Here is a 19907-nt window from a genome sequence, read left to right as displayed (position 1 = left end):
GATTCGTCTCTGGGAGGAATGCCGCTGAGTTACCGCTCATGTAAGAATGTAGGAGTTTATGTTCGTGAAGGGGGAAGGACATGGTTTGATTAATTATGAAGATGCCAATCTAATTCAGAGGGCTTTTTTCGAGGACAAGGGACTGGTTCGGCAGCATCTAGATTCTTATAACGCCTTTGTTGAGCATGGGCTTCAGGAGATTATTAACGAGGTTGGCGAGATAGAGATCGAGGTGCCTGAGGGTCCATACAAGATAAAATTTGGTAGAATATATGTTGTGCGAGAGTCGGAGAACGACGTCATTTATGGACCATATGTTACGGAGGTGGACGGCACAAGGCATGAGATTTACCCTCAAGAGGCGCGCTTAAGAAACTTGACTTATGCTATGCCTCTTTCTGTGGAAATGACTCCCGTGATCGACGATAAGGAGTTTGAGAAAGAGCTAGTCTATATAGGCGATCTGCCCACAATGTTGAAGTCTAAGTACTGCCTTCTTTCAGGTCTTTCAGAAGAAGAACTCATACGTCAAGGTGAAGATCCGCTAGATCCCGGAGGATATTTCATAATCAACGGTTCTGAGCGTGTAATCGTAGCGATTGAGGATCTGGCCCCGAATAGAATTCTTGTCGACATTGACACGAGGGGAGTTAATCCCATTTACCAGGCTAAGGTATTCTCAACCACAGTGGGTTTCAAGGCTAGAATAGAAATGAGAATGAAGGCTGACGGTTCCCTGCATGTTTCTGTTCCTGGCGTACCATCAGAAATTCCATTCATAATCCTAATGAGGGCTCTTGGCATCGAATCCGACAAGGAAATTGCTGAGGCCGTGTCTATAGACAAGACGATTCAGGGCGAACTTGAACCCTCCTTTGAGGAGGCTAGCGGAGTAGACACTGTTGAGGATGCTTTGCTATTCATTGGCAACAGGGTCGCTCATGGACAGGTCAAAAGTTACCGTCTTCAGAAAGCTGAAGCAATTCTTGACAGGAACTTCCTTCCCCACATTGGAAGAACCAAGGATAGAAGAAAGTTTAAAGCATATTTCCTTGGTGAAATGGCTTCAAGGGTTATAGAGCTTAAGCTTGGCAGACGAAAACAGGACGATAAAGACCATTTTAAAAATAAAAGATTAAAACTTGCAGGTCCTCTCCTCGCGGATCTCTTCAGAATTGCATTCAGAAACCTATGCCGTGATATAAAGTATCAGCTAGAGAGAATGGGGTTAAAGAGACGTCTGATAAGCGTCTCAGTTGCTGTTAGACCAGGCATAATATCGGATAAGCTTCAACACTCCCTAGCTACAGGAAATTGGGGGAGAGGTAAGGTAGGAGTCACTCAGCTGCTCGACAGAACTAACATGCTGTCAACATACAGTCACCTGCGGAGACTACAATCGCCTCTAAGCCGCAGCCAACCGAACTTTGAAGCGAGAGATCTGCATGCCACGCATTGGGGAAGATTATGCCCAAATGAGACTCCTGAGGGTGCAAACTGCGGACTCGTCAAGAACCTTGCCCTGTCGGCCACGATATCCGTGGGCTTAAACGAAGAAAAGGTTAAGGAATACTTGTTTAGAAGGGGTGTCATACCTTTTGAAGATGCAAGCGAAGCTTTACGTTCGTCTGGAGCAAAAATCTTCCTTAATGGATGCCCGATTGGCTTTCACATCGCACCGGGGGAATTAGTTACAGAAATCAGAGAAGATCGTAGAAATGGGGATATATCGCATGAGATCAACGTCGCCTACTTCTCTAAGGAGTATGGGCAGAATGATGAAGTTTACGTGAACTGTGACGAAGGGCGGGTTTTACGTCCGCTGATTATAGTAGAAAACGGAAGGCCTAGACTCACACCTGAGCATGTGAGAAAGATAAATGATAGGGAATGGTCTTGGGAGGACCTTGTCAAGAATGGTATAATCGAATTTTTGGATGCGGAGGAAGAGGAGAATGCGTTGATAGCGGTCAGTGCTGAAGAATTGACAATAGAGCATACACATCTTGAGATAACGCCATACTCGATTTTAGGAGCCTGCGCCTCAATCATACCTTACCCAGAACATAATCAGTCACCAAGAAACTCTTATGAGTCCGCAATGGCAAAACAGGCGCTGGGCATATACGCGGTGAACTTTCCATTAAGGGTCGATTCAAGGTCACATATACTCCATTATCCCCAAAAGCCGCTTGTACAGACAAAACCTATGGATGTGATAGGATATAATATCCGCCCTTCAGGGCAGAACTGTGTCGTAGCTGTCATATCATTTGAAGGATACAACATGGAGGACGCATTAATCTTCAATAAGGCTTCAATAGAGAGGGGTCTAGCCCGTTCGACCTTCTACAGAATATACGATGCAGAGTGCAGGCAATACCTCGGCGGGCTTAGAGATCGCCTAGTTATTCCTGAGCCGGGAACCCGCGGATATAGAGGCGAACAATACTATCGTTTCCTCGAGGAGGATGGAATAGTTGGTATAGAATCGGCTGTATCAGGCGGAGATGTACTAATAGGAAGAATCAGTCCGCCACGTTTCCTTGAGGAGTACAAGGAGTTTGAGGTCAAAGGTCCAACCATGAGGGATTCATCAATTGACATGAGACCCTCCGAAAATGGCATAGTTGATGCTGTATTCATAACTGAAACAAATGAGGGAAGCAGGTTAGTCAAAGTCAGAGTCCGCGACGAACGTATTCCGGAACTCGGAGACAAATTCGCCTCTCGGCATGGACAAAAAGGGGTCATAGGGATGATTGTCCCTCAAGAAGACATGCCCTTCAGTGTTGACGGGGTTGTTCCAGACATAATAATCAATCCCCACGCTTTTCCATCAAGGATGACGATAGGGCAGTTCCTAGAATCTATTGCTGGTAAAGTAGCGGCGGTAAAAGGGGAATACGCGGACGGAACACCATTCATAGGCGATGAGGGTGAAGAACTTGAAAAGTTACTCATCGAACATGGCTTCAGTTATACGGGGAGAGAGGTTCTCTACAACGGTATCACCGGAGAAAAATATGTCGCAGACATCTTCATAGGTATCGTCTACTATCAAAAACTCCACCATATGGTGTCTGACAAGATACATGCGAGGGCAAGAGGACAGGTGCAGATGCTGACGAGGCAACCTACAGAAGGCAGAGCAAGGGGCGGAGGGTTACGCTTCGGGGAAATGGAGAGGGATTGCCTAATCGGGCATGGAGCTGCAATGCTTCTCCGCGATAGGCTTCTGGAAGAGTCGGACAAGTATATTCTCTATATCTGCGAGAACTGCGGATACATCGCATATTATGACATTAGGCAGAGAACCTACGTTTGCCAGATCTGTGAAGAAAAGGCTAGGATCTCGCCAGTGGAGGTCTCATATGCCTTTAAGCTTCTTCTACAGGAGCTGATGAGCTTATGTATTTCGCCAAGACTCAAGCTTAAGGAGAGAGCATGAATGTCAATTGAAGAGACATTTGAAAAACTGATAGACGAAATCCGATTTGGAATAATTTCGCCGCAAGTTATCAGAAAGATGTCTGTGGTTGAAATAAAAACGGCGGACACCTATGATGAGGATGGAGCCGTAATTCCCTCAGGACTGATGGATAACAGGCTGGGGGTACTTGAGCCCGGCCAAAGATGCAGAACATGCGGCAATACTGCCGCAAGATGTCCGGGGCATTTTGGACATATAGAGCTCGCTGTCCCAATAATACATGTCGAATTTACAAAGAAGATTCATGACTTATTACAGGCTTTCTGCAAGAATTGTGGACGCATACTCCTGCCAGAGAAGACAATAACGAGAGCGAGGAGACAGATTGAACGAGTTAAGAAGATTATGGGATCAGTCCCCTCCCAATTCTACAATTCTGTTCTTGAAAAGGCCAAAAAGACTAGAGAATGTCCATTTTGCGCGACCAAGCAGCATAAGATAGAGTTTGTTAAGCCCACAATATTTTATGAGCATCTAGAGGAGGGCGCACAAAGGCTAACTGCAAGCATGATTCGAGAGAGGTTTGAAAGGATCCCTGATGAGGACCTCGAACTGATAGGATTTGACGCCAAAAACGCTAGACCGGAATGGATGATTCTCCAAGTCCTTCCAGTACCACCAGTCTATGTAAGGCCATCAATAACACTTGAGTCGGGAATAAGATCCGAAGACGATCTAACACATAAGCTTGTAGACATAATAAGGATAAATGAACGCCTCAAGGAGAATATTGAGGCTGGAGCTCCCACACTTATCATCCAAGACCTTTCCGAACTTCTAGAATACCATGTCACAACATACTTTAATAACGAGTCTTCCGGGATCCCGCCGGCTAGGCATAGGTCTGGGAGAGCGCTCAAGACACTATCACAGCGCCTAAAAGGTAAGGAGGGAAGGTTTAGAAGCAACCTATCGGGTAAAAGGGTAGATTTCTCAGCCCGTACAGTGATAAGTCCAGACCCAAACCTTAACGTGAATGAGGTTGGAGTGCCGCTTACCGTAGCAATGAAACTTTCAGTTCCAGAGAGAGTTACAGAGTGGAATATTGAGGAGATGAAGAAACTTGTCAGGAACGGTCCTGAAAATTACCCCGGCGCATTATATATTGTTAGGCCTGACGGAAAAAGGGTAAGGCTTGAGTTCGTCACCGACAGGGAGAAAATAGCGGAAGCTTTGGAGCCTGGCTACATTGTCGAGAGGCACCTCAGAGACGGAGACATCGTTATATTTAACAGGCAGCCGTCACTGCATAGGATGTCAATAATGGCGCATTATGTTAGAGTCTTGCCTTACAAGACTTTCCGATTAAACCTCTGCGTGTGTCCGCCTTATAATGCGGATTTCGACGGAGATGAGATGAACCTTCACGTTCCACAAAGTGAAGAGTCGCAAACCGAGGCCCTAATACTGATGGAAGTGCAGAATCACATTCTATCACCCAGGTTTGGAGGTCCAATAATTGGCGCGATAAGAGACTTCATAACCGCTGCTTATCTCCTCACGAAGAAGACGACCCAGTTCACAAAGAAAGAAGTATGCGAGCTGCTAATTTCTGCGAATTATGAGGGCGAATTACCTGAACCTGCAATCAAGGAGCCGAAAGAGATCTGGACGGGGAAGCAGATATTCAGTCTATTCCTCCCAAAAGACCTGAATTACGCGCTAAAAGCAAGCATATGCCGCAACTGTGATGTATGTATACGTGAAAAATGTCCTTACGATGCTTACGTCATAATAAAGAATGGGAAGCTTCTAAGCGGGGTAATAGACAAGAACTCGATAGGCGCCGAGAAATCTGAAAGCCTTCTCCATAGAATAATAAAGGATTACGGAACTGAAACTGGAAGAATCTTCCTTGACAAGATGAGTCGACTATTGTCAAGGTTCATAACCATGAGAGGTTTCTCCTACTCATACAAGGATCTCGACCTCTCCTCTGACGCGAAATCCAAAATCCAGCAGACCATCAAGCAGGCCGAGAAGAAGGTTGAATCCTTCATGAAAGCGCTACAGGAAGGAACACTGGAGCGACTTCCGGGACAGAGCCTGATAGACTCTTTTGAGATCTACGTCATGAATGAGCTTTCAAAGGCTTTCGAAAAGGCAGGAAAAATCGCTGACGCGGATCTTGAAATGGAGAATTCCGGCGTTATAATGACCAGGAGTGGTGCAAGAGGCTCATTAATAAACATCGGTCAAATGTCTGCATGCCTAGGTCAACAATCGGTTCGTGGAAAAAGAATTGAGCGTGGATATGTCGAGAGAGCTTTGCCCCACTTCAAAATGAGAGATGCCTCGCCGAGGGCAAAAGGTTTTGTATACTCCTCATTCAGAGATGGGCTGAATCCTCTTGAATTCTTCTTCCACACAATGGTGGGCAGAGACGCATTAGTCGATACGGCTGTCAGGACCCAACAGAGCGGGTACATGCAGAGGCGGCTGATAAACGCGATGGAACATCTTCGCGTCGAATACGACGGAACAGTCAGAAACTCTGCAGGCGACATTATCCAATTTAAGTATGGTGAGGACGGCGTTGATCCCGCAAAAAGTGACCATGGGAAAGCTGTGAACGTTGCTAGGCTAATCGAACAGATAGAGCTGATGATGGAAACTAGGAAAGGAGCAAGAGAGGATTATATAGAGAAGCGGCTTGAAGAGGTCAAAAATGAGTTAAATCCACTTCTTGTTGAAGAGCTCAGGAGGAACCTCTACAAATCCAAGCTCTCTGAAGAAGGCGTAGACCTAGCTGTCAAACTTACCGTTGAACATTATAAGCGTGCACTAGTCGAGCCTGGCGAAGCAATTGGAATAGTAGCCGCTCAATCAATAGGTGAACCAGGCACACAGATGACGCTGAGGACTTTTCACTACGCTGGTGTAAGAGAGCAGAATGTCACATTAGGTCTTCCACGTCTGATAGAGATCGTTGACGCAAGGAGGGAGCCGTCGACACCGACCATGCTGATACATCTAGACCAGGATCACAGGAAAAGCAGGGAGAAAGCGACAGAGGTAGCGAGAAAAATCTTATACACAACCATCCAAGATGTTGCGGAAAGTATACTGCTAGATGTCGAGACGAACAATATAATAGTTAAGCTTGATAAGAAGAGGATGGAGGAGCGTGGGGTCACACATGATGACGTCATCAATGCGCTTGTTTCTCCTAGATTTTCTGTAGAGGTGAAGGGAGAAGCTATTACTATAGGGCCTAAAAAACAACAGAATCCGAAGAAACTGTTGGAGCAGATATCAGCTTACCATATTAAAGGAATTCCTGGAATAAAAAGGATCTTGGTGACCGAGGAAGAGGGAGAATGGGTTATCAGAACAGAGGGCTCAAATCTATCTCAGGTGCTAGAAGTAGAAGGTGTTGATCCTAAAAGGACGCTGACGAACAACATTCATGAGATAGCAAAGACGCTTGGCATCGAAGCGGCGAGGAACGCTCTGATAAGGGAGGCGAGCAGCGTACTCGAGGAACAGGGATTGGACGTAGACTTGAGACACATAATGCTTGTCGCAGATATCATGACTGCAACTGGCAGCGTACGTCAGATTGGAAGGCACGGAGTGAGCGGGGGCAAGGCAAGCGTGCTTGCAAGAGCTTCATTTGAGATCACGGTTCCTAACATTGTCGAAGCGGCGGTCAAGGGAGAAAGAGATGTATTGAAAGGTGTGACAGAGAACGTCATAGTTGGACAAGCCATACCTATAGGGACGGGTCTCGTAGATATTTATATGTCTGCTAATGTGATGGAAGGTGAAAGGGGGGCAGAATAGTGGCTGACCTAGACAATTCAATCGTTATGGCTGTAAAGACAGGAAAAGTCGCGTTCGGCGCAAACTCCGCGTTACAGGGAGCAGCGACAGGAAAGGTAAAACTCATCATACTCTCATCTAACTGCCCACAAAAGATAAGGGATAAAATTGAATATTGCTGCAAACTCTCCGATATCCCCATCGTCGTATCGCCGAGGACAAGCATCGATCTCGGCAGGCTCTGTGGCAAACCTTTCCCCTTGTCAGCAATCGCGATAAGGGATCCAGGTGACTCGGACATCTTAGAGCTAGCGGTGAGCACCCTTGTTTAAAGGAATAAGGCTGACCAATACCGAGATAAAACACATCGCTCTCTTCGAAAGCATTACGGGTGCAACCGTCCGCGACTGCATCATAGATGAGGAGTTTAACCGCATCATATTCGTCATTAAAGAAGGTGATGCCGGAATCGCGATAGGGAAGGGTGGAAAAAATCTCTCCCTACTCGAAAAAATGACTGGTAAGAAGCATGAGATAATAGAATTCTCTGAAGATCCTGCCCAGTTTATCAAGAATGCGCTCAAGCCAGCTAGAGTGAGAGAGATACGCATATCTGAGAAACCTAACGGTGAAACTGTGGCATCTGTTCACGTGGATCCTAGAGATAAGGGGATAGCGATCGGCAAAAATGGAAAAAACGCTGAAAAGGTGAGACTCCTAGCAAAGAAGTATTTCCAAATAAGTAATGTCTCAATAGTTTAGCCTACAATCTTGTTTTCCAGATTAAATGAGATCATAGATCTACAAAATTTTTGGCAAATAAATTGGAAAGATAAATATAAATAATAGGAGATAGGTGAATAATAGGATCTGTTGAGGAAAAAACATGAAAAAATCCCCGAGAGGGTTATTCGCCGCCAGGAAACTCAGACAGAAAAGGAAGAAAATGAGATGGAAGAGCATAGACTATAAAAGGCGAATATTAAAGCTAGACGTAAAATCCGACCCGCTCGAGGGCGCCCCGATGGCTAGGGGAATAGTTCTTGAAAAGGTTGGGAGAGAAAGCAAACAGCCAAACAGCGCTATAAGAAAGTGCGTCCGCGTCCAACTGATAAAAAATGGAAAGGTCATTACAGCTTTCCTGCCAGGCGATGGAGCTTTGAACGTAGTTGACGAACATGATGAAGTAATAGTCGAGGGTATCGGCGGATCTGAAGGAGGAGCCATGGGAGACATTCCTGGAGTAAGATGGAAAGTGGTCACAGTAAACGGCGTCTCACTAAAAGAGCTGGTTTTGGGAAGAAAAGAGAAACCTTTGCGCTAAGTTTACATTCGAACTTTGAATGGCTCAAAATTCTTATATCTGCCAAGCCATTAATGATAATTTCTCTATTATTCTTTGCTTCTCCTTAATGTCCCCATATTCAATTGGAAAATGCTTCCTTACTGGAAGCACAATTACGTGAAGGATCTTATTCTCCGGATCATCCCACAATTCAATAACATCTCTTTTCTCCTGAAGCTTGGACTTCATTTTTACAACTTCATAAATCTCATCAAAATCCTCATTGGTCTTTGAGAGTAGAATTCGATTATCCAGTTTCAATGCATAAACATCAATCTTTTCTCTATCTATATAATTGCTGACTACCCTGTATATGCTATTTATGTCCGTTTCAATGTCTGTGATGGCTCCATAATTACTGCCAGACTTCAGAAAGCTTTGAATTAAGGTTTTAACTAGCTTGTCGATATTAGGAGTCTTCTCTTCAAACTCTCCCTCAACCTTCTTTTTCAGTGGTGAATCTTTCTCTTCAACCATTCGATTATCACTGGGACAGATCTTAACAGAACGCACGTTTACACGCTAAAGATAAAAGTTGATTCCGAATAAAAAATTAATGGCGTGATTTGGATCAATGCTCAACGGTAAGATTTTTTAGCAGTAACATCAATATCGTTTTGGTGTGAGTGGAGGTTTATAGAATGATAATAGCCCTATCTGGCGAGTTAGGAGCCGGTTGCACAGAGGTTGCAACTATACTTTCAACCAAGCTCGGAATAAATTTCATAAACTCTGCAGCAATAATCAAGAGCATAGTAGTGGAGTTTAGAGGAGTTCACCCCACAGAGTCATTTATGGAATTCGAGCAGCATGTAGCATCAGGAGAGATTGATCTGGACAAAATGATTAGAAGTAAGATTGACGAGTTGATTAAAAGAGGCGATCTAATTATCGAGGGTCGATCCGCATTTATGCTTCTTGATAAACCTAACGTCTTTAAAGTTCTTCTAGTAGCCCCGAAAGAGAAAAGGGTGAGACATATAGCTAAGGCCAGAAATATAACTATCGAAGAAGCAGAGGAGGCAATTCGTGTAAGCGATAGTGAAAGAAAGCATATGGTTGAAAAACTCTTCAAGAAAGATTGGCTTGACCCCAATAACTATGATCTGGTAATCAATACGGGCACGAGAACTCATGAAGAGGCAGCTGATCTAATTCTCTATGAAATCGGAAGAATGAAGAAGTAAGTATGGTTCGCTGAGAATCGATAGATTCATCACTATTCATCAAACTGTATGATGAGCGGATATGGTTTACTTCGTCGTATATAGATCTTCAGAAAGCCTTAAGGAGAGAGTAGAAATAGCTCAAAAGCTGCGGATGCTGGAGTGTAGAAGGATCTGCCGATCTTTCTGGCAGGTGGAGAATGAAAAAATAAGCGATGTTATGAGGGTTCTTCGAAAAAATTCTCCGATAATCTTGAAGAGGATACGGGAGAAGAGAAAACCAAGGTTTGATAAAGATGGCATATCCATTGATCTTGGAAGCTTGGTTATTGTTGCCTATCATTTCCCGAAGGATGTTAATAAGGGGCAGATTGGAAACCTGCTAAGAGCTTCCCCATGCATTCGCCTATGTCGCGGTGTATATGCATTCTCTCAATTCCAAGACATTCTCGACGGAGATCGGAGCTTAGTAGATGCAAGGTCTTTTTTAGACCTAATCCGGCGGATTGACGAAAATGCTATTATGATTCCACGCGTTGTCGTGGTGAATGAGCAGTCCGTGCAAAGAATGTTAGGTGATGTTAGAAAGCGGATTGAGAGAGAAATAGACGCAATAATTGAGGGTTATAATGATCTCATTGCAAGAGTTAGAAATGGAGAAATTGATGAGCAACTTGCTAAAAAGATAAGACGAAAATTTAAACGAAGGTTTATTTTAGTCAAGAAATTGGCTTCTTTTTATAAAGAGTGGATGGGAATTGATTTTGCTTATGCCCTAATGAGACCATATGCCGCTATTCGGAAGGTTCGTCTCATAGCCGATTCGAAGTAAAACCCCTGCCATATTCGAAATTGTGTTCTCGCCGCAAGTTTGGAGAAGATGGTGATTTTTAAGGGAGCCCATGTTCTCAAAGATTCTCATAAAATTCTTTAGGCCTTAACTCGAGAAACTCTGAGGTCTGTAAGGAAATATGCTTTCTTATGTCAACGCACAGGTGGCATTTAGATATATAGCCATCTGGTAAGCTTCGGTAATCAAACTCATTAACGGCCATTCTGTAAAGTTTTTCCAGCCCGTTAGTAGAGAGTAGACATGCGATTATTGGGTGTTTATCAAGATCTATTTCTCGGCAAAGTGATTCCTCTCCTGTCACATTGCCTAGAGAGAGACCGCCACAGTAACCCGGTATAAAGTTCCCGTAACAATCGATGTGAACATGCCATTGACGGGTCAACTCATTTAGGCAGGATTCATGGAAAAAGACTTCAGATTTGAATTTTCGGAAAAACTGTGCAAGTTTATAGCAAGCTCTCCCCATCGGAAGCAATTCAACGTTTGTCAGACCGCCTGGGCCCGCACATTTCAAGTATTCCTCTAACCGCAATGTTCCTTTAACTCCTAGAATCATGAATTGGTGGAGGAACATCTCCTGATAGACTATCACGTTATCGCCAAAAACCTCTCGGGCCAGCCTAATGGTTCGAAGAGTTCTGTCGAATGGGATATGCTCGAGAATGAAAGGATTGACGCTTACGAGAATACCGTCTAGACCTGCATCTTTCAGTATAATCATCTTGGATCTGGCGGTACTGTCATCCATGCTCCAGAAAGAGTTTGTTTCAACAAAAGTGGAGGGAATGTTAAACTTGCTGGCAATCCTGACAAGTTTAACTAGGAGATTGAAGTTCAGGAAAGGCTCTCCGCCAGTGAAGTGGAGACCATAGTTAATGCTAACCCTCCTTCGCCCAAACGGGCTTACCTGAATCGTTCCCGATAGACTTTTAATAATCTTTTCAGCATCAGCAGTATTAATCCACCCATCCTTCCATTTAGGGGAACATGCATACATGCAATGCTTACACTCGCATGTGCAAGTGTACGATAAAATAATGCCGGCTGAAACAGGTTTCGGCAATATTAACCTCATCTTGATAACCTTTCGTTTTCTAATTTCCCATATTATTGGGTGGTATATGTGTTTATCAAAAGTTGATAGATGCTAGCTTACTGCATGATTTATAAGTTTTGATGAGTAAATCCAGAGTGTTAAAAAGTTGGAGAAATCTGATTGGAGAAGTATGAGTCGATAGTTGTTGGTGCTGGTACAGCTGGATGCTTGGCTGCAAAAACATTGGCCACCGCTGGATTTAAAGTATGCATCCTCGATCAGAAGGAGATGTCAAGGATCGGCGCCAAGGTCTGCGGGGATGCCATTGGAAAACATCACTTCGACAATCTTGGTATACGGTATCCAAGAGGTGATGAGCTTGATGGCGAAGTTGAGGGCGTTAAGATTTATTCTCCAGACCGGGAAACCGTATTCAAGATTTCGGGTGAAGGATTGACAGGATTTATGGTCAACCGTCACGCGTTTGGACAGAGGCTTTTAATGGACGCTTTAGACTCAGGCGCCATACTATTGGACTCAACCCGTGTCCTGGAGCCTATTGTCAAAGACGGGTTCGTGAAAGGAGTTAGGGCAAGAAGATTAGATAACGGATCTAAAATTGAAATTGGTGGAGACGTAACAGTGGATGCGAGCGGGGTCTACGCAGCTGTCAGAACTAAGCTCCCGCCAGAGATTGGGGTGCCATTAAGCGTTCCACGAGAGGACTTAGTTGTCTGCTATAGAGAAATTAGAAAAGTTGAGGGGCAAGATATGGAAGCGGGATTCCTGGAGATCTATCTTAACCAGGAAGTTTCGCCAGGCGGGTATTACTGGATCTTCCCTAAGAAAGACTTTAAGGTTAATGTGGGCCTTGGTGTAGCTGCAGTGAAGGGATACCCAAATCCGAAGACTAATCTTCAAAAATTCGTAATATCGATGCCGCTCTTTAAGGGATCTAAGCTCTTGGATGGTGGCGGAGGCTGCGTGCCGACTAGAAGACCTTTAGATTCTTTTGTCGGTAACGGTGTAGTTGTGATTGGAGATGCAGCATGCCAAGTCAACCCCATTCATGGGGGAGGGATGGGTCCATCGATGATGGGAGGAAAAATAGCGGCTGAAGTCATCTCCGAGTCTTTACAGGACGGCTGCCCAAGCCTAGAGAAATTATGGTCCATAAATGTTAGGTATATGAGAACTTACGGCGCAAAACAGGCTGGGCTGGATGTTTTCAGACTTTTCCTTCAAGGATTGTCAAACGAGGATCTCAATCATGGTATGAGGTGCCGCCTTATAAAAGAGGATGACGTACTATCGGCTAGCATGGGAGAAAATATACGCCTAAACATAACTGAGGCCGCTCGAAGAATCTTTCAAGGGCTGGGTCGCCCATCTTTACTTGTAAAACTGAGGAAAATGGCTGAGGAAAGCAAGAAAGCCAGAGAACTCTACCTTGAATATCCAGAGGATCCTAGTGGGCTGCCCTCATGGAAGATGGAGGTCAGCAGGATATTTTTTAGATAGGATAAATCCTTTTCGGGATTGGAATGAGGGTTGCTGCGCTGATAAGTGGTGGGAAAGATTCGTCCCTCGCTCTATATAGGGCCATTAAAATGGGCTTATATGTTGAATGTTTGGCGACAGTTATACCTAAAAGAGAGGATAGTTTACTCTTCCATTACCCAAACATTAACTTAACAAGTCTTTTTGCTAAAGCTTCAGGAATACCATTGAAGAAGACAGTGTCTAATTCAAGAAGCGAGAAGGAAGAGATCAATGACCTGAAGAATCTGCTGCGGGATCTGGATGTCGAGGGTGTAGTCTCAGGTGTGATATCCTCAAGTTTTCAGAAGCAGCGTATTGATCGAGTATGCTGGGAACTTGGTTTGGAATCGATCACTCCTCTTTGGCAAGTGGACCCAATGAAACTGATGAATGAGATTGTTTCTTCGGGGTTTGATACGATAATTACGGGTGTATATGCATATGGTCTAGGTGAGAATTGGCTTGGAAGGAAGATTGATGAGCAATCTCTAAAAGAACTCGTCGAAGTTGCTAAGAAATTCAATATATCTCTAGTTGGGGAAGGCGGTGAGTATGAGACATTCGTGACGGACGCGCCGTTTTTCAACAAGAGAATTAGAATCTTGGAGGCGGAGACCTTCTGGAAAGGTTGTGCGGGAAGTTTGATGATCAAGCAAGCAACCCTTGTAGATAAGAGATAAAGGCCAATCGATTTTTAATCATACTCTTTATGTACACTGTTGTACGCAAAGGCTTAAATATGGCGTAAATGTGCAAAAATATGCACTAATGGTCATGAGGCGATAGAAGGTGGCGCCGAAAAAGATTGTATTGGACGAGGAAAGCATACCGAAGAAGTGGTACTGTATTCTCCCAGATCTTCCCAAGCCTCTTCCACCCCCCATTGACCCCATGACAAGGGAGCCAGTGAAACCTGAAAAGTTGATGAGGTTGTTCCCAAAAGAGTGTGTGATGCAGGAGGTCAGCCAGGAGAGATGGATTAGCATCCCAGAGGAGGTTCGGGAAGTTTATAGGGCTTGGCGGCCAACCCCACTCTATAGGGCAGAGAAGCTAGAGAAAGCTCTGGGAACACCTGCAAAGATCTACTACAAGTATGAGGGGGTAAGCCCGCCAGGAAGCCATAAGCCAAACACGGCTGTTGCACAAGCATACTATGCGAAGAAGGATGGGGTCGAGAGGCTTACTACTGAAACTGGTGCTGGTCAATGGGGATCCGCATTAGCATTTGCGTGCATGATGCTTGGGATCAAGGCTACAGTCTACATGGTTAAGGTTAGTTATCTTCAGAAACCATATAGAAGAGTCCTTATGGAGTCATGGGGCGCAGAGGTTTATGCCAGCCCCACTGATAGGACGGAGAGCGGCAGAAGGATCCTGAAGGAGGATCCAGATTGCCCTGGAAGCCTAGGAATAGCGATAAGTGAGGCTGTTGAGGATGCTGTCACCCATGATGATGCTAAATACTCGATTGGAAGTGTAGCAAATCACGTTCTTCTCCATCAGACGATCATAGGATTAGAGACGCAGAAGCAACTGGAACAAGTAGATGATTATCCGGATCTAATCGTCGGCTGCATAGGCGGGGGAAGCAGTTTTTCAGGATTGTATTGGCCCTTCTATTATGATAAGGTTTCAGGAAAAGCTCCGAAGGATGTTCAGTTTCTTGCAGTGGAGCCGACTGCATGTCCCTCGATTACAAAGGGCTTCTACACCTATGACCATGGGGACACGGCGAGATTGACCCCGCTCTTCAAGATGTATACGCTAGGGCACATGTTCGTGCCGCCCCCAATACATGCAGGTGGTCTACGTTATCATGGAAAAGCACCGACACTATGCCTCCTAAACCGTGAGGGAATAGTGAAAACTGTAGCATACAATCAGGTGGACGTGTTCAATGCTGCGAGCATATTCATTAAGGCTGAGGGGCTTATCCCAGCACCCGAGCCAGCGCATGCGATAAAAGCTGTGATCGACGAAGCGTTAAAATGCAAGGAAACAGGTGAGGAGAAGACAATACTCTTCTTACTCTGCGGCCACGGATACTTCGACATGCAGGCGTATGATGATTATCTCAATGGAAAACTAATGCCATATGAGTATCCTGAAGAGAAGGTTAAAGAGGCAATGCAGAAGCTCAAGGAGCTCTATCCTTGGCTGGAAATTGAGAAATAAGCTGCCTGAACTTTGAACTTAGTTTAATTTACATCGTATCCCCATATTTGATTTAGAATTGCCGTGAGACCTAATCCTTAAAAAGTAAAGCAGTACACATCTTATCTAATGCGAAAACCATGTAAATTGCGAGAATATACTGTATAACATGATGGGTGGAGTTCTATAATGATTCCAGAATGGGAGAATCCAAGGGTTGTCGAGATAAATAGGGAGCCAGCTCATGTTCCATCAATTCCATATAAAGAAGAGAATACAGCTCTATCCTATGAGAGAGAAAGGTCGCCGTGGTTTCTACTCTTAAATGGAGAATGGAAATTCAAGCTCGTACCTAACCCTTTCAGTGTTCCACAGGACTTTTATAAGCCTTCAATCGATGAAACAGGCTGGGATACTGTTCCAGTCCCCATAAATTGGCAGATGCTTGGATACGATAAGCCCATATACACAAATGTGGTATACCCATTCCCAGCTAATCCTCCTTGGGTTCCACATGACAATAACCCGACGGGTTTGTATAGGAAGACTTTCGAGGTGCCGGAAGACTGGCTTAGCCGTCAGGTCTTCATAGTTTTTGAAGGGGTTGACTCAGCATTCTACTTGTGGGTTAATGGAGTGATGGTTGGATACAGCGAGGACAGCAGACTACCTGCCGAATTCAATATTACTCCCTACATTCACTCCGGTGTGAACACCATCGCCGTAGAGGTGATCCGCTGGTGTGATGGGAGCTACTTAGAAGATCAAGACATGTGGCGATTAAGCGGTATACATAGAGACGTATATGTCTACTCGACTCCAAATGTTCACATAAGGGACTTTTTCGTAAGAACCGAGTTTGATAATGAATACAGAGATGCAAAGTTTCGGGTGTTGGCGAAGATTAGGAACTACTCGGACAAGGAAGTTCAAAACTATATCATTGAAGCGAAACTTTTGGATTCCAATGGGAAACCAGTCTTTGAAAGTCCATTAGAAGGGAAGATCTTGAGGATAAAGGCAAGGAGCGAAGTTGTGTATGAATTCGAGCAGAAAGTTGTTAATCCGAGAAAGTGGTCGGCCGAAGACCCATACCTCTACAATCTTCTTTTGACGTTAAAAGATGATAGCGGTGCGGTACAGGAGGTTGAGAGCTGCAAGGTAGGGTTCAGACAAGTCGAGATCAGAGACGGTCGGATCTTAATTAATGGCGCTCCAGTTTTATTTAAGGGTGTTAACCGTCATGAGCACGACGATGAGAGGGGGAAAGCTGTAACGTTGGAATCTATGATAGCGGATATAAAACTTATGAAAAAGTTTAACTTCAACGCGGTTAGAACTTCCCACTACCCAAATGATCCGAGATGGTATGATCTCTGCGACAAGTATGGCATATACGTGATTGATGAGGCGAACATCGAATGTCACGGGATAGCATGGTTCAGACCGCCGGCCAAGAAGGACGGCATCCCAATTGATCCGGCACATGATCCGGAGTGGCTCCACGCGTTCATGGAACGATGCGTAAGAATGGTTGAGAGAGATAAGAACCATCCATGTGTGATAATATGGTCATTGGGAAATGAGTCTGGGTATGGACAGAACCATGATGCTGCGGCAGGCTGGATCCGTGGCTACGATCCTACTAGGCCTGTCCTCTATGAGAGTACCGCACGTGTGCCAGGGAAGGTTTCATCAGTTGTCGATATCATAGCCATTATGTACCCATCCATTGAGAGGCTTACGATGCTCGCTGAAGACCCTCAGGAGGATCGGCCAATAATAATGGTTGAGTACGCGCATTCTATGGGCAATAGTACTGGAAATCTTAAGGAGTATTGGGAGACCATAAGAAAGTATAAGCGTCTCAGGGGAGGCTTCATATGGGACTGGGTTGATCAGGGCCTGAAGAAGAGAACGGAGGATGGTGTAGAATGGTGGGCTTATGGCGGCGACTTCGGCGACACGCCAAACGACGGTAACTTCTGCATAAACGGTCTAGTATGGCCTGATAGAAAGCCTCATCCAGGGATGTGGGAGTGTAAGAAGATATTCCAACCAGTCGAAGCTGAGCCGATTGATCTACTAAATGGGAAGGTCAAGATAATTAATAGATACGACTTCACAAGCCTTGATATAATAGACATATCTTGGGAACTCCAAGTGGACGGTGAAATCGTCCAGAAGGGCGAATTACCAAAGGTCTCAACCCCGCCTGGAGGGAGTGAAGTTCTTATTGTCCCATACTCTAGGCCGGTATTGAAGCCTGGATCAGAGTGCTGGCTTACATTGCGATATAAACTCTCAAGCGACACAATGTGGGCTGAGAAAGGTTACGAGATCGGCTGGTCACAGTTCCAGTTGCCAATAAAGGCGCCTGAATGCGATGTTTTGAAGCCTGAGGAGATACCGTCTATTAGCTTAGAAGAATCTGAAGAATTTGTGACAATAAGAGGTGAAGCCTTCAACCTAAGATTTAGCAGGAAGAATGGAACGTTTACGTCGCTCATATACCGCGGCCGCGAACTGATCAAATCCGGTCCAAAATTGAATGTCTGGAGGGCCCCCATCGACAATGATGTTCCCAGAATGCTTCCTTTGTGGCTGAAGTTTGGTCTTGACAGACTGGAGCACAAGGTAAAGGATGTAGAGGTCAGAAAAGTTTCTGGGGGTACTGTTGTGATCCGTGTAGACTTCAGCGCGTGTGCATCGGGCATTGCGGACGGTCTAGAGTATACATTGGTATATAGAGTTTATGGGACAGGCGACATAATTATAGATGCGGATATCCTACCTAGTCCCAATCTTCCTTCATTGCCAAGGGTTGGACTGCAGCTGACGTTGCCTGGCGAATATAACAACTTCACTTGGTATGGTAGGGGGCCCCATGAGAACTATTGTGACAGAAAGGTGGGGGCCCCTGTGGGTTTATACAGCGGAACTGTTGACGATCAGTACGTGCCTTATATAAAGCCTCAGGATAATGGGAATAAGACCGATGTTCGATGGGCTTCATTAATCGATCCCATGGGATATGGACTTGTGTCCATCGGAATGCCGCTATTCGAAGTTAGTGTCCATCATTTCACAACAGAAGACCTAGGCAAAGCGAAACATACGCATGAGCTCATCAGGCGTGATGACATAACCCTAAATCTTGATTACAGGCAAGCGGGTTTGGGCGGAGGAAGCTGCGGGCCTGACACACTGCCACAATACCAGATAAAACCTGAGCGGATGAAATTCAGTATAAGGATAAGGCCAGTATCGCCGGATGATCTGCCTCCGATGGAATTAATGAGGCAGAGGCTTCCAGCATAACTTTCAAGCCATTCATTCTACATTTTCAGCTGTAGGAGTCTAAGATGATGGTTCTATCGTCTTTTAGGTTTTTCTGTCTTTCCAACGATTCTCATATAAACTTCCCGTTTCCTCAAGTACTGTAGTAATGCCAGTGTGCTCACCACTGCTGAGACCGCTGAGACTGCGATTGCCCCGTATATAAGGTAAGTCAGCCATGAAAGCGTTGATTGGACACCGACCATACCTGAGGATAAACTATTAACCAATGCTTCAAGATCCGCAACTCTCTCTCTAAGCATATCGGTTATGCTCCTCAGTTCAGAAATTTCGTTTCCAAGGCTTTCAATCCTCTCCCATATGGGGATAACCTTGAAGGATTTCTGGGCAGTTCCATTGGAAGCTGCAGAGAATAATTGAATATTCCAGTCGCCTGGCTCATCAGTCAGCCTCAGCATGTAGATCGCCTGGGCTGAGTAGGTTCCATTAATATCCGCTACAGCCGACACATTGGCCTTCAAAAGACCTGAAGGATCAAAGATTCTGATCGATAATGACGCGTTTGGGTCCGCTGTTCCAAACACCGAGATGTAGTCGCCAATATTGTAGACCCCCTTATCCGTCTGGATTGAGAGAGACCCAGCATGGTTGATTGTTGACCCAATAGAGAGCATGAGAAAGAACACTAATGCTATTGTTCGCATTAGAAGAGAAGTCATCGACTTCAAATCGCATTTCATTCTAAGTCCTCTCCGCCCATAATTCATTAAGTACCCTAAAAAGATTTTCCACAATAATCCTCAATTCAGATTCGAGGATTCTCCTGTATAACATGGCTACTGTGCTGTTGGTTGCTGAGGGCTCCTTAATGTAGCATAAAGCTTAATAAAAACCGCTCAAGTAATTGCTCAAACATAACAGGAGTCGATTATTAATTTTGTAGTTCTAGTAGGAGAGAACAAAATAATGTGATGAGAACAACGTTGAATATACTGCGTCAAATCTCATAAAAAGCCGGAACCAGCTCCGACATCTAAAACTTTCGCATCTTGCGGGGGACTCGGCGTTGTAAATAAAAATTCGTGAATGGTGTTGACTATTTTGTTTACTCCCTTTTCTCCAAAATAGTCTAATATGATTTTGTCTCTCTTTTCAGCTTCCTCCGCTGTGAAATACTGGACTTCCTTCGCAAGTAACTCGGGATTGGGAGCATTCAGCTTTCTGAAAAGCTGTTCAAGCTGCAAATTCTGAAA

Annotated in this window: 15 protein-coding genes; 11 read left to right on the top strand and 4 right to left on the bottom strand. The window is 44.8% G+C overall.

From position 1 onward, the window contains the following. The first annotated feature begins 85 nt into the window (after positions 1–85). The 5 genes from NZ952_01260 to NZ952_01240 all read left to right on the top strand — a co-directional run bounded on the left by NZ952_01260 (position 86) and on the right by NZ952_01240 (position 8582). Complete coding sequence (locus NZ952_01260) at positions 86–3451, top strand: DNA-directed RNA polymerase subunit B (protein ID MCS7119826.1); 3366 nt, start codon at positions 86–88, stop codon at positions 3449–3451. Next, positions 3452–7279 carry a DNA-directed RNA polymerase subunit A' gene (locus NZ952_01255; GenBank protein MCS7119825.1) on the top strand — a complete coding sequence of 1276 codons (3828 nt, stop codon included), beginning with the start codon at positions 3452–3454 and terminating at the stop codon, positions 7277–7279. It abuts the gene before it with no gap. Further along, positions 7279–7590: a 50S ribosomal protein L30e gene (locus NZ952_01250; GenBank protein MCS7119824.1), complete on the top strand. Its 312-nt coding sequence runs from the start codon at positions 7279–7281 to the stop codon at positions 7588–7590. The genes NZ952_01255 and NZ952_01250 overlap by 1 nt, the downstream gene beginning before the upstream one ends. Beyond that, positions 7583–8020 (top strand): NusA-like transcription termination signal-binding factor, encoded by a 438-nt coding sequence (locus NZ952_01245; protein MCS7119823.1) that lies wholly within the window; start codon positions 7583–7585, stop codon positions 8018–8020. The genes NZ952_01250 and NZ952_01245 overlap by 8 nt, the downstream gene beginning before the upstream one ends. A 124-nt stretch (positions 8021–8144) precedes the next feature. After that, the gene (locus tag NZ952_01240; GenBank protein ID MCS7119822.1) at positions 8145–8582 is read left to right on the top strand and encodes a 30S ribosomal protein S12; all 438 of its coding nucleotides are present in this window, start codon (positions 8145–8147) and stop codon (positions 8580–8582) included. Positions 8583–8615: 33 nt separating this feature from the next. On the opposite strand, the gene NZ952_01235 is transcribed toward NZ952_01240, so the two are convergent. Continuing rightward, entirely contained in the window at positions 8616–9080 is a 465-nt protein-coding gene (locus NZ952_01235; protein MCS7119821.1) for a hypothetical protein, read from the bottom strand. A gap of 164 nt (positions 9081–9244) precedes the next feature. Between NZ952_01235 and NZ952_01230 the strand changes: the two genes are divergently transcribed. Both NZ952_01230 and NZ952_01225 read left to right on the top strand, forming a co-directional pair. Further along, on the top strand, positions 9245–9790 hold the full coding sequence (locus NZ952_01230) for a cytidylate kinase-like family protein (protein MCS7119820.1): 546 nt from the start codon (positions 9245–9247) through the stop codon (positions 9788–9790). Between the two features lie 61 nt (positions 9791–9851). Then, positions 9852–10601 (top strand): hypothetical protein, encoded by a 750-nt coding sequence (locus tag NZ952_01225; protein ID MCS7119819.1) that lies wholly within the window; start codon positions 9852–9854, stop codon positions 10599–10601. Positions 10602–10677: 76 nt separating this feature from the next. Here NZ952_01225 and NZ952_01220 read toward each other — a convergent pair whose 3' ends face one another. Beyond that, positions 10678–11685, bottom strand: coding sequence for a radical SAM protein (locus NZ952_01220; GenBank protein MCS7119818.1), 1008 nt, complete (start codon positions 11683–11685; stop codon positions 10678–10680). A 153-nt stretch (positions 11686–11838) separates the two neighbouring features. Between NZ952_01220 and NZ952_01215 the strand changes: the two genes are divergently transcribed. The 4 genes from NZ952_01215 (at position 11839) to NZ952_01200 (ending at position 18675) form a co-directional block, all read left to right on the top strand. Beyond that, on the top strand, positions 11839–13179 hold the full coding sequence (locus tag NZ952_01215) for an NAD(P)/FAD-dependent oxidoreductase (GenBank protein ID MCS7119817.1): 1341 nt from the start codon (positions 11839–11841) through the stop codon (positions 13177–13179). A gap of 23 nt (positions 13180–13202) precedes the next feature. Next, the gene (locus NZ952_01210; GenBank protein ID MCS7119816.1) at positions 13203–13880 is read left to right on the top strand and encodes a TIGR00289 family protein; all 678 of its coding nucleotides are present in this window, start codon (positions 13203–13205) and stop codon (positions 13878–13880) included. Positions 13881–13989: 109 nt separating this feature from the next. Further along, positions 13990–15375, top strand: a complete 1386-nt coding sequence (locus tag NZ952_01205; GenBank protein MCS7119815.1) for a TrpB-like pyridoxal phosphate-dependent enzyme — start codon at positions 13990–13992, stop codon at positions 15373–15375. Between the two features lie 168 nt (positions 15376–15543). Then, positions 15544–18675 carry a DUF4981 domain-containing protein gene (locus NZ952_01200; GenBank protein MCS7119814.1) on the top strand — a complete coding sequence of 1044 codons (3132 nt, stop codon included), beginning with the start codon at positions 15544–15546 and terminating at the stop codon, positions 18673–18675. A 53-nt stretch (positions 18676–18728) separates the two neighbouring features. Here NZ952_01200 and NZ952_01195 read toward each other — a convergent pair whose 3' ends face one another. Together NZ952_01195 and NZ952_01190 are read right to left on the bottom strand one after the other, a co-directional pair. Continuing rightward, positions 18729–19394 carry a hypothetical protein gene (locus tag NZ952_01195; protein MCS7119813.1) on the bottom strand — a complete coding sequence of 222 codons (666 nt, stop codon included), beginning with the start codon at positions 19392–19394 and terminating at the stop codon, positions 18729–18731. A 264-nt stretch (positions 19395–19658) separates the two neighbouring features. Then, positions 19659–19907, bottom strand: a 249-nt coding sequence (locus NZ952_01190; protein MCS7119812.1) for a hypothetical protein, incomplete at its 5' end; no start/stop codon positions are given.

The sequence above is a fragment of the Candidatus Bathyarchaeota archaeon genome (assembly GCA_025059045.1).
Lineage (GTDB): Archaea > Thermoproteota > Bathyarchaeia > Bathyarchaeales > DTEX01 > JANXEA01.
The sequence above is the reverse complement of the archived record's forward strand: the minus strand, read 5'-3'. Positions and strand labels throughout refer to the sequence as shown.

Coding starts and splice junctions, on each gene's coding strand:
- NZ952_01225 (MCS7119819.1), top strand. CDS start 9,852: ATGGTTTACTTCGTCGTATATAGATCTTCAGAAAGCCTTAAGGAGAGA.
- NZ952_01230 (MCS7119820.1), top strand. CDS start 9,245: ATGATAATAGCCCTATCTGGCGAGTTAGGAGCCGGTTGCACAGAGGTT.
- NZ952_01235 (MCS7119821.1), bottom strand. CDS start 9,080: ATGGTTGAAGAGAAAGATTCACCACTGAAAAAGAAGGTTGAGGGAGAG.
- NZ952_01240 (MCS7119822.1), top strand. CDS start 8,145: ATGAAAAAATCCCCGAGAGGGTTATTCGCCGCCAGGAAACTCAGACAG.
- NZ952_01210 (MCS7119816.1), top strand. CDS start 13,203: ATGAGGGTTGCTGCGCTGATAAGTGGTGGGAAAGATTCGTCCCTCGCT.
- NZ952_01195 (MCS7119813.1), bottom strand. CDS start 19,394: ATGAAATGCGATTTGAAGTCGATGACTTCTCTTCTAATGCGAACAATA.
- NZ952_01200 (MCS7119814.1), top strand. CDS start 15,544: ATGATTCCAGAATGGGAGAATCCAAGGGTTGTCGAGATAAATAGGGAG.
- NZ952_01255 (MCS7119825.1), top strand. CDS start 3,452: ATGTCAATTGAAGAGACATTTGAAAAACTGATAGACGAAATCCGATTT.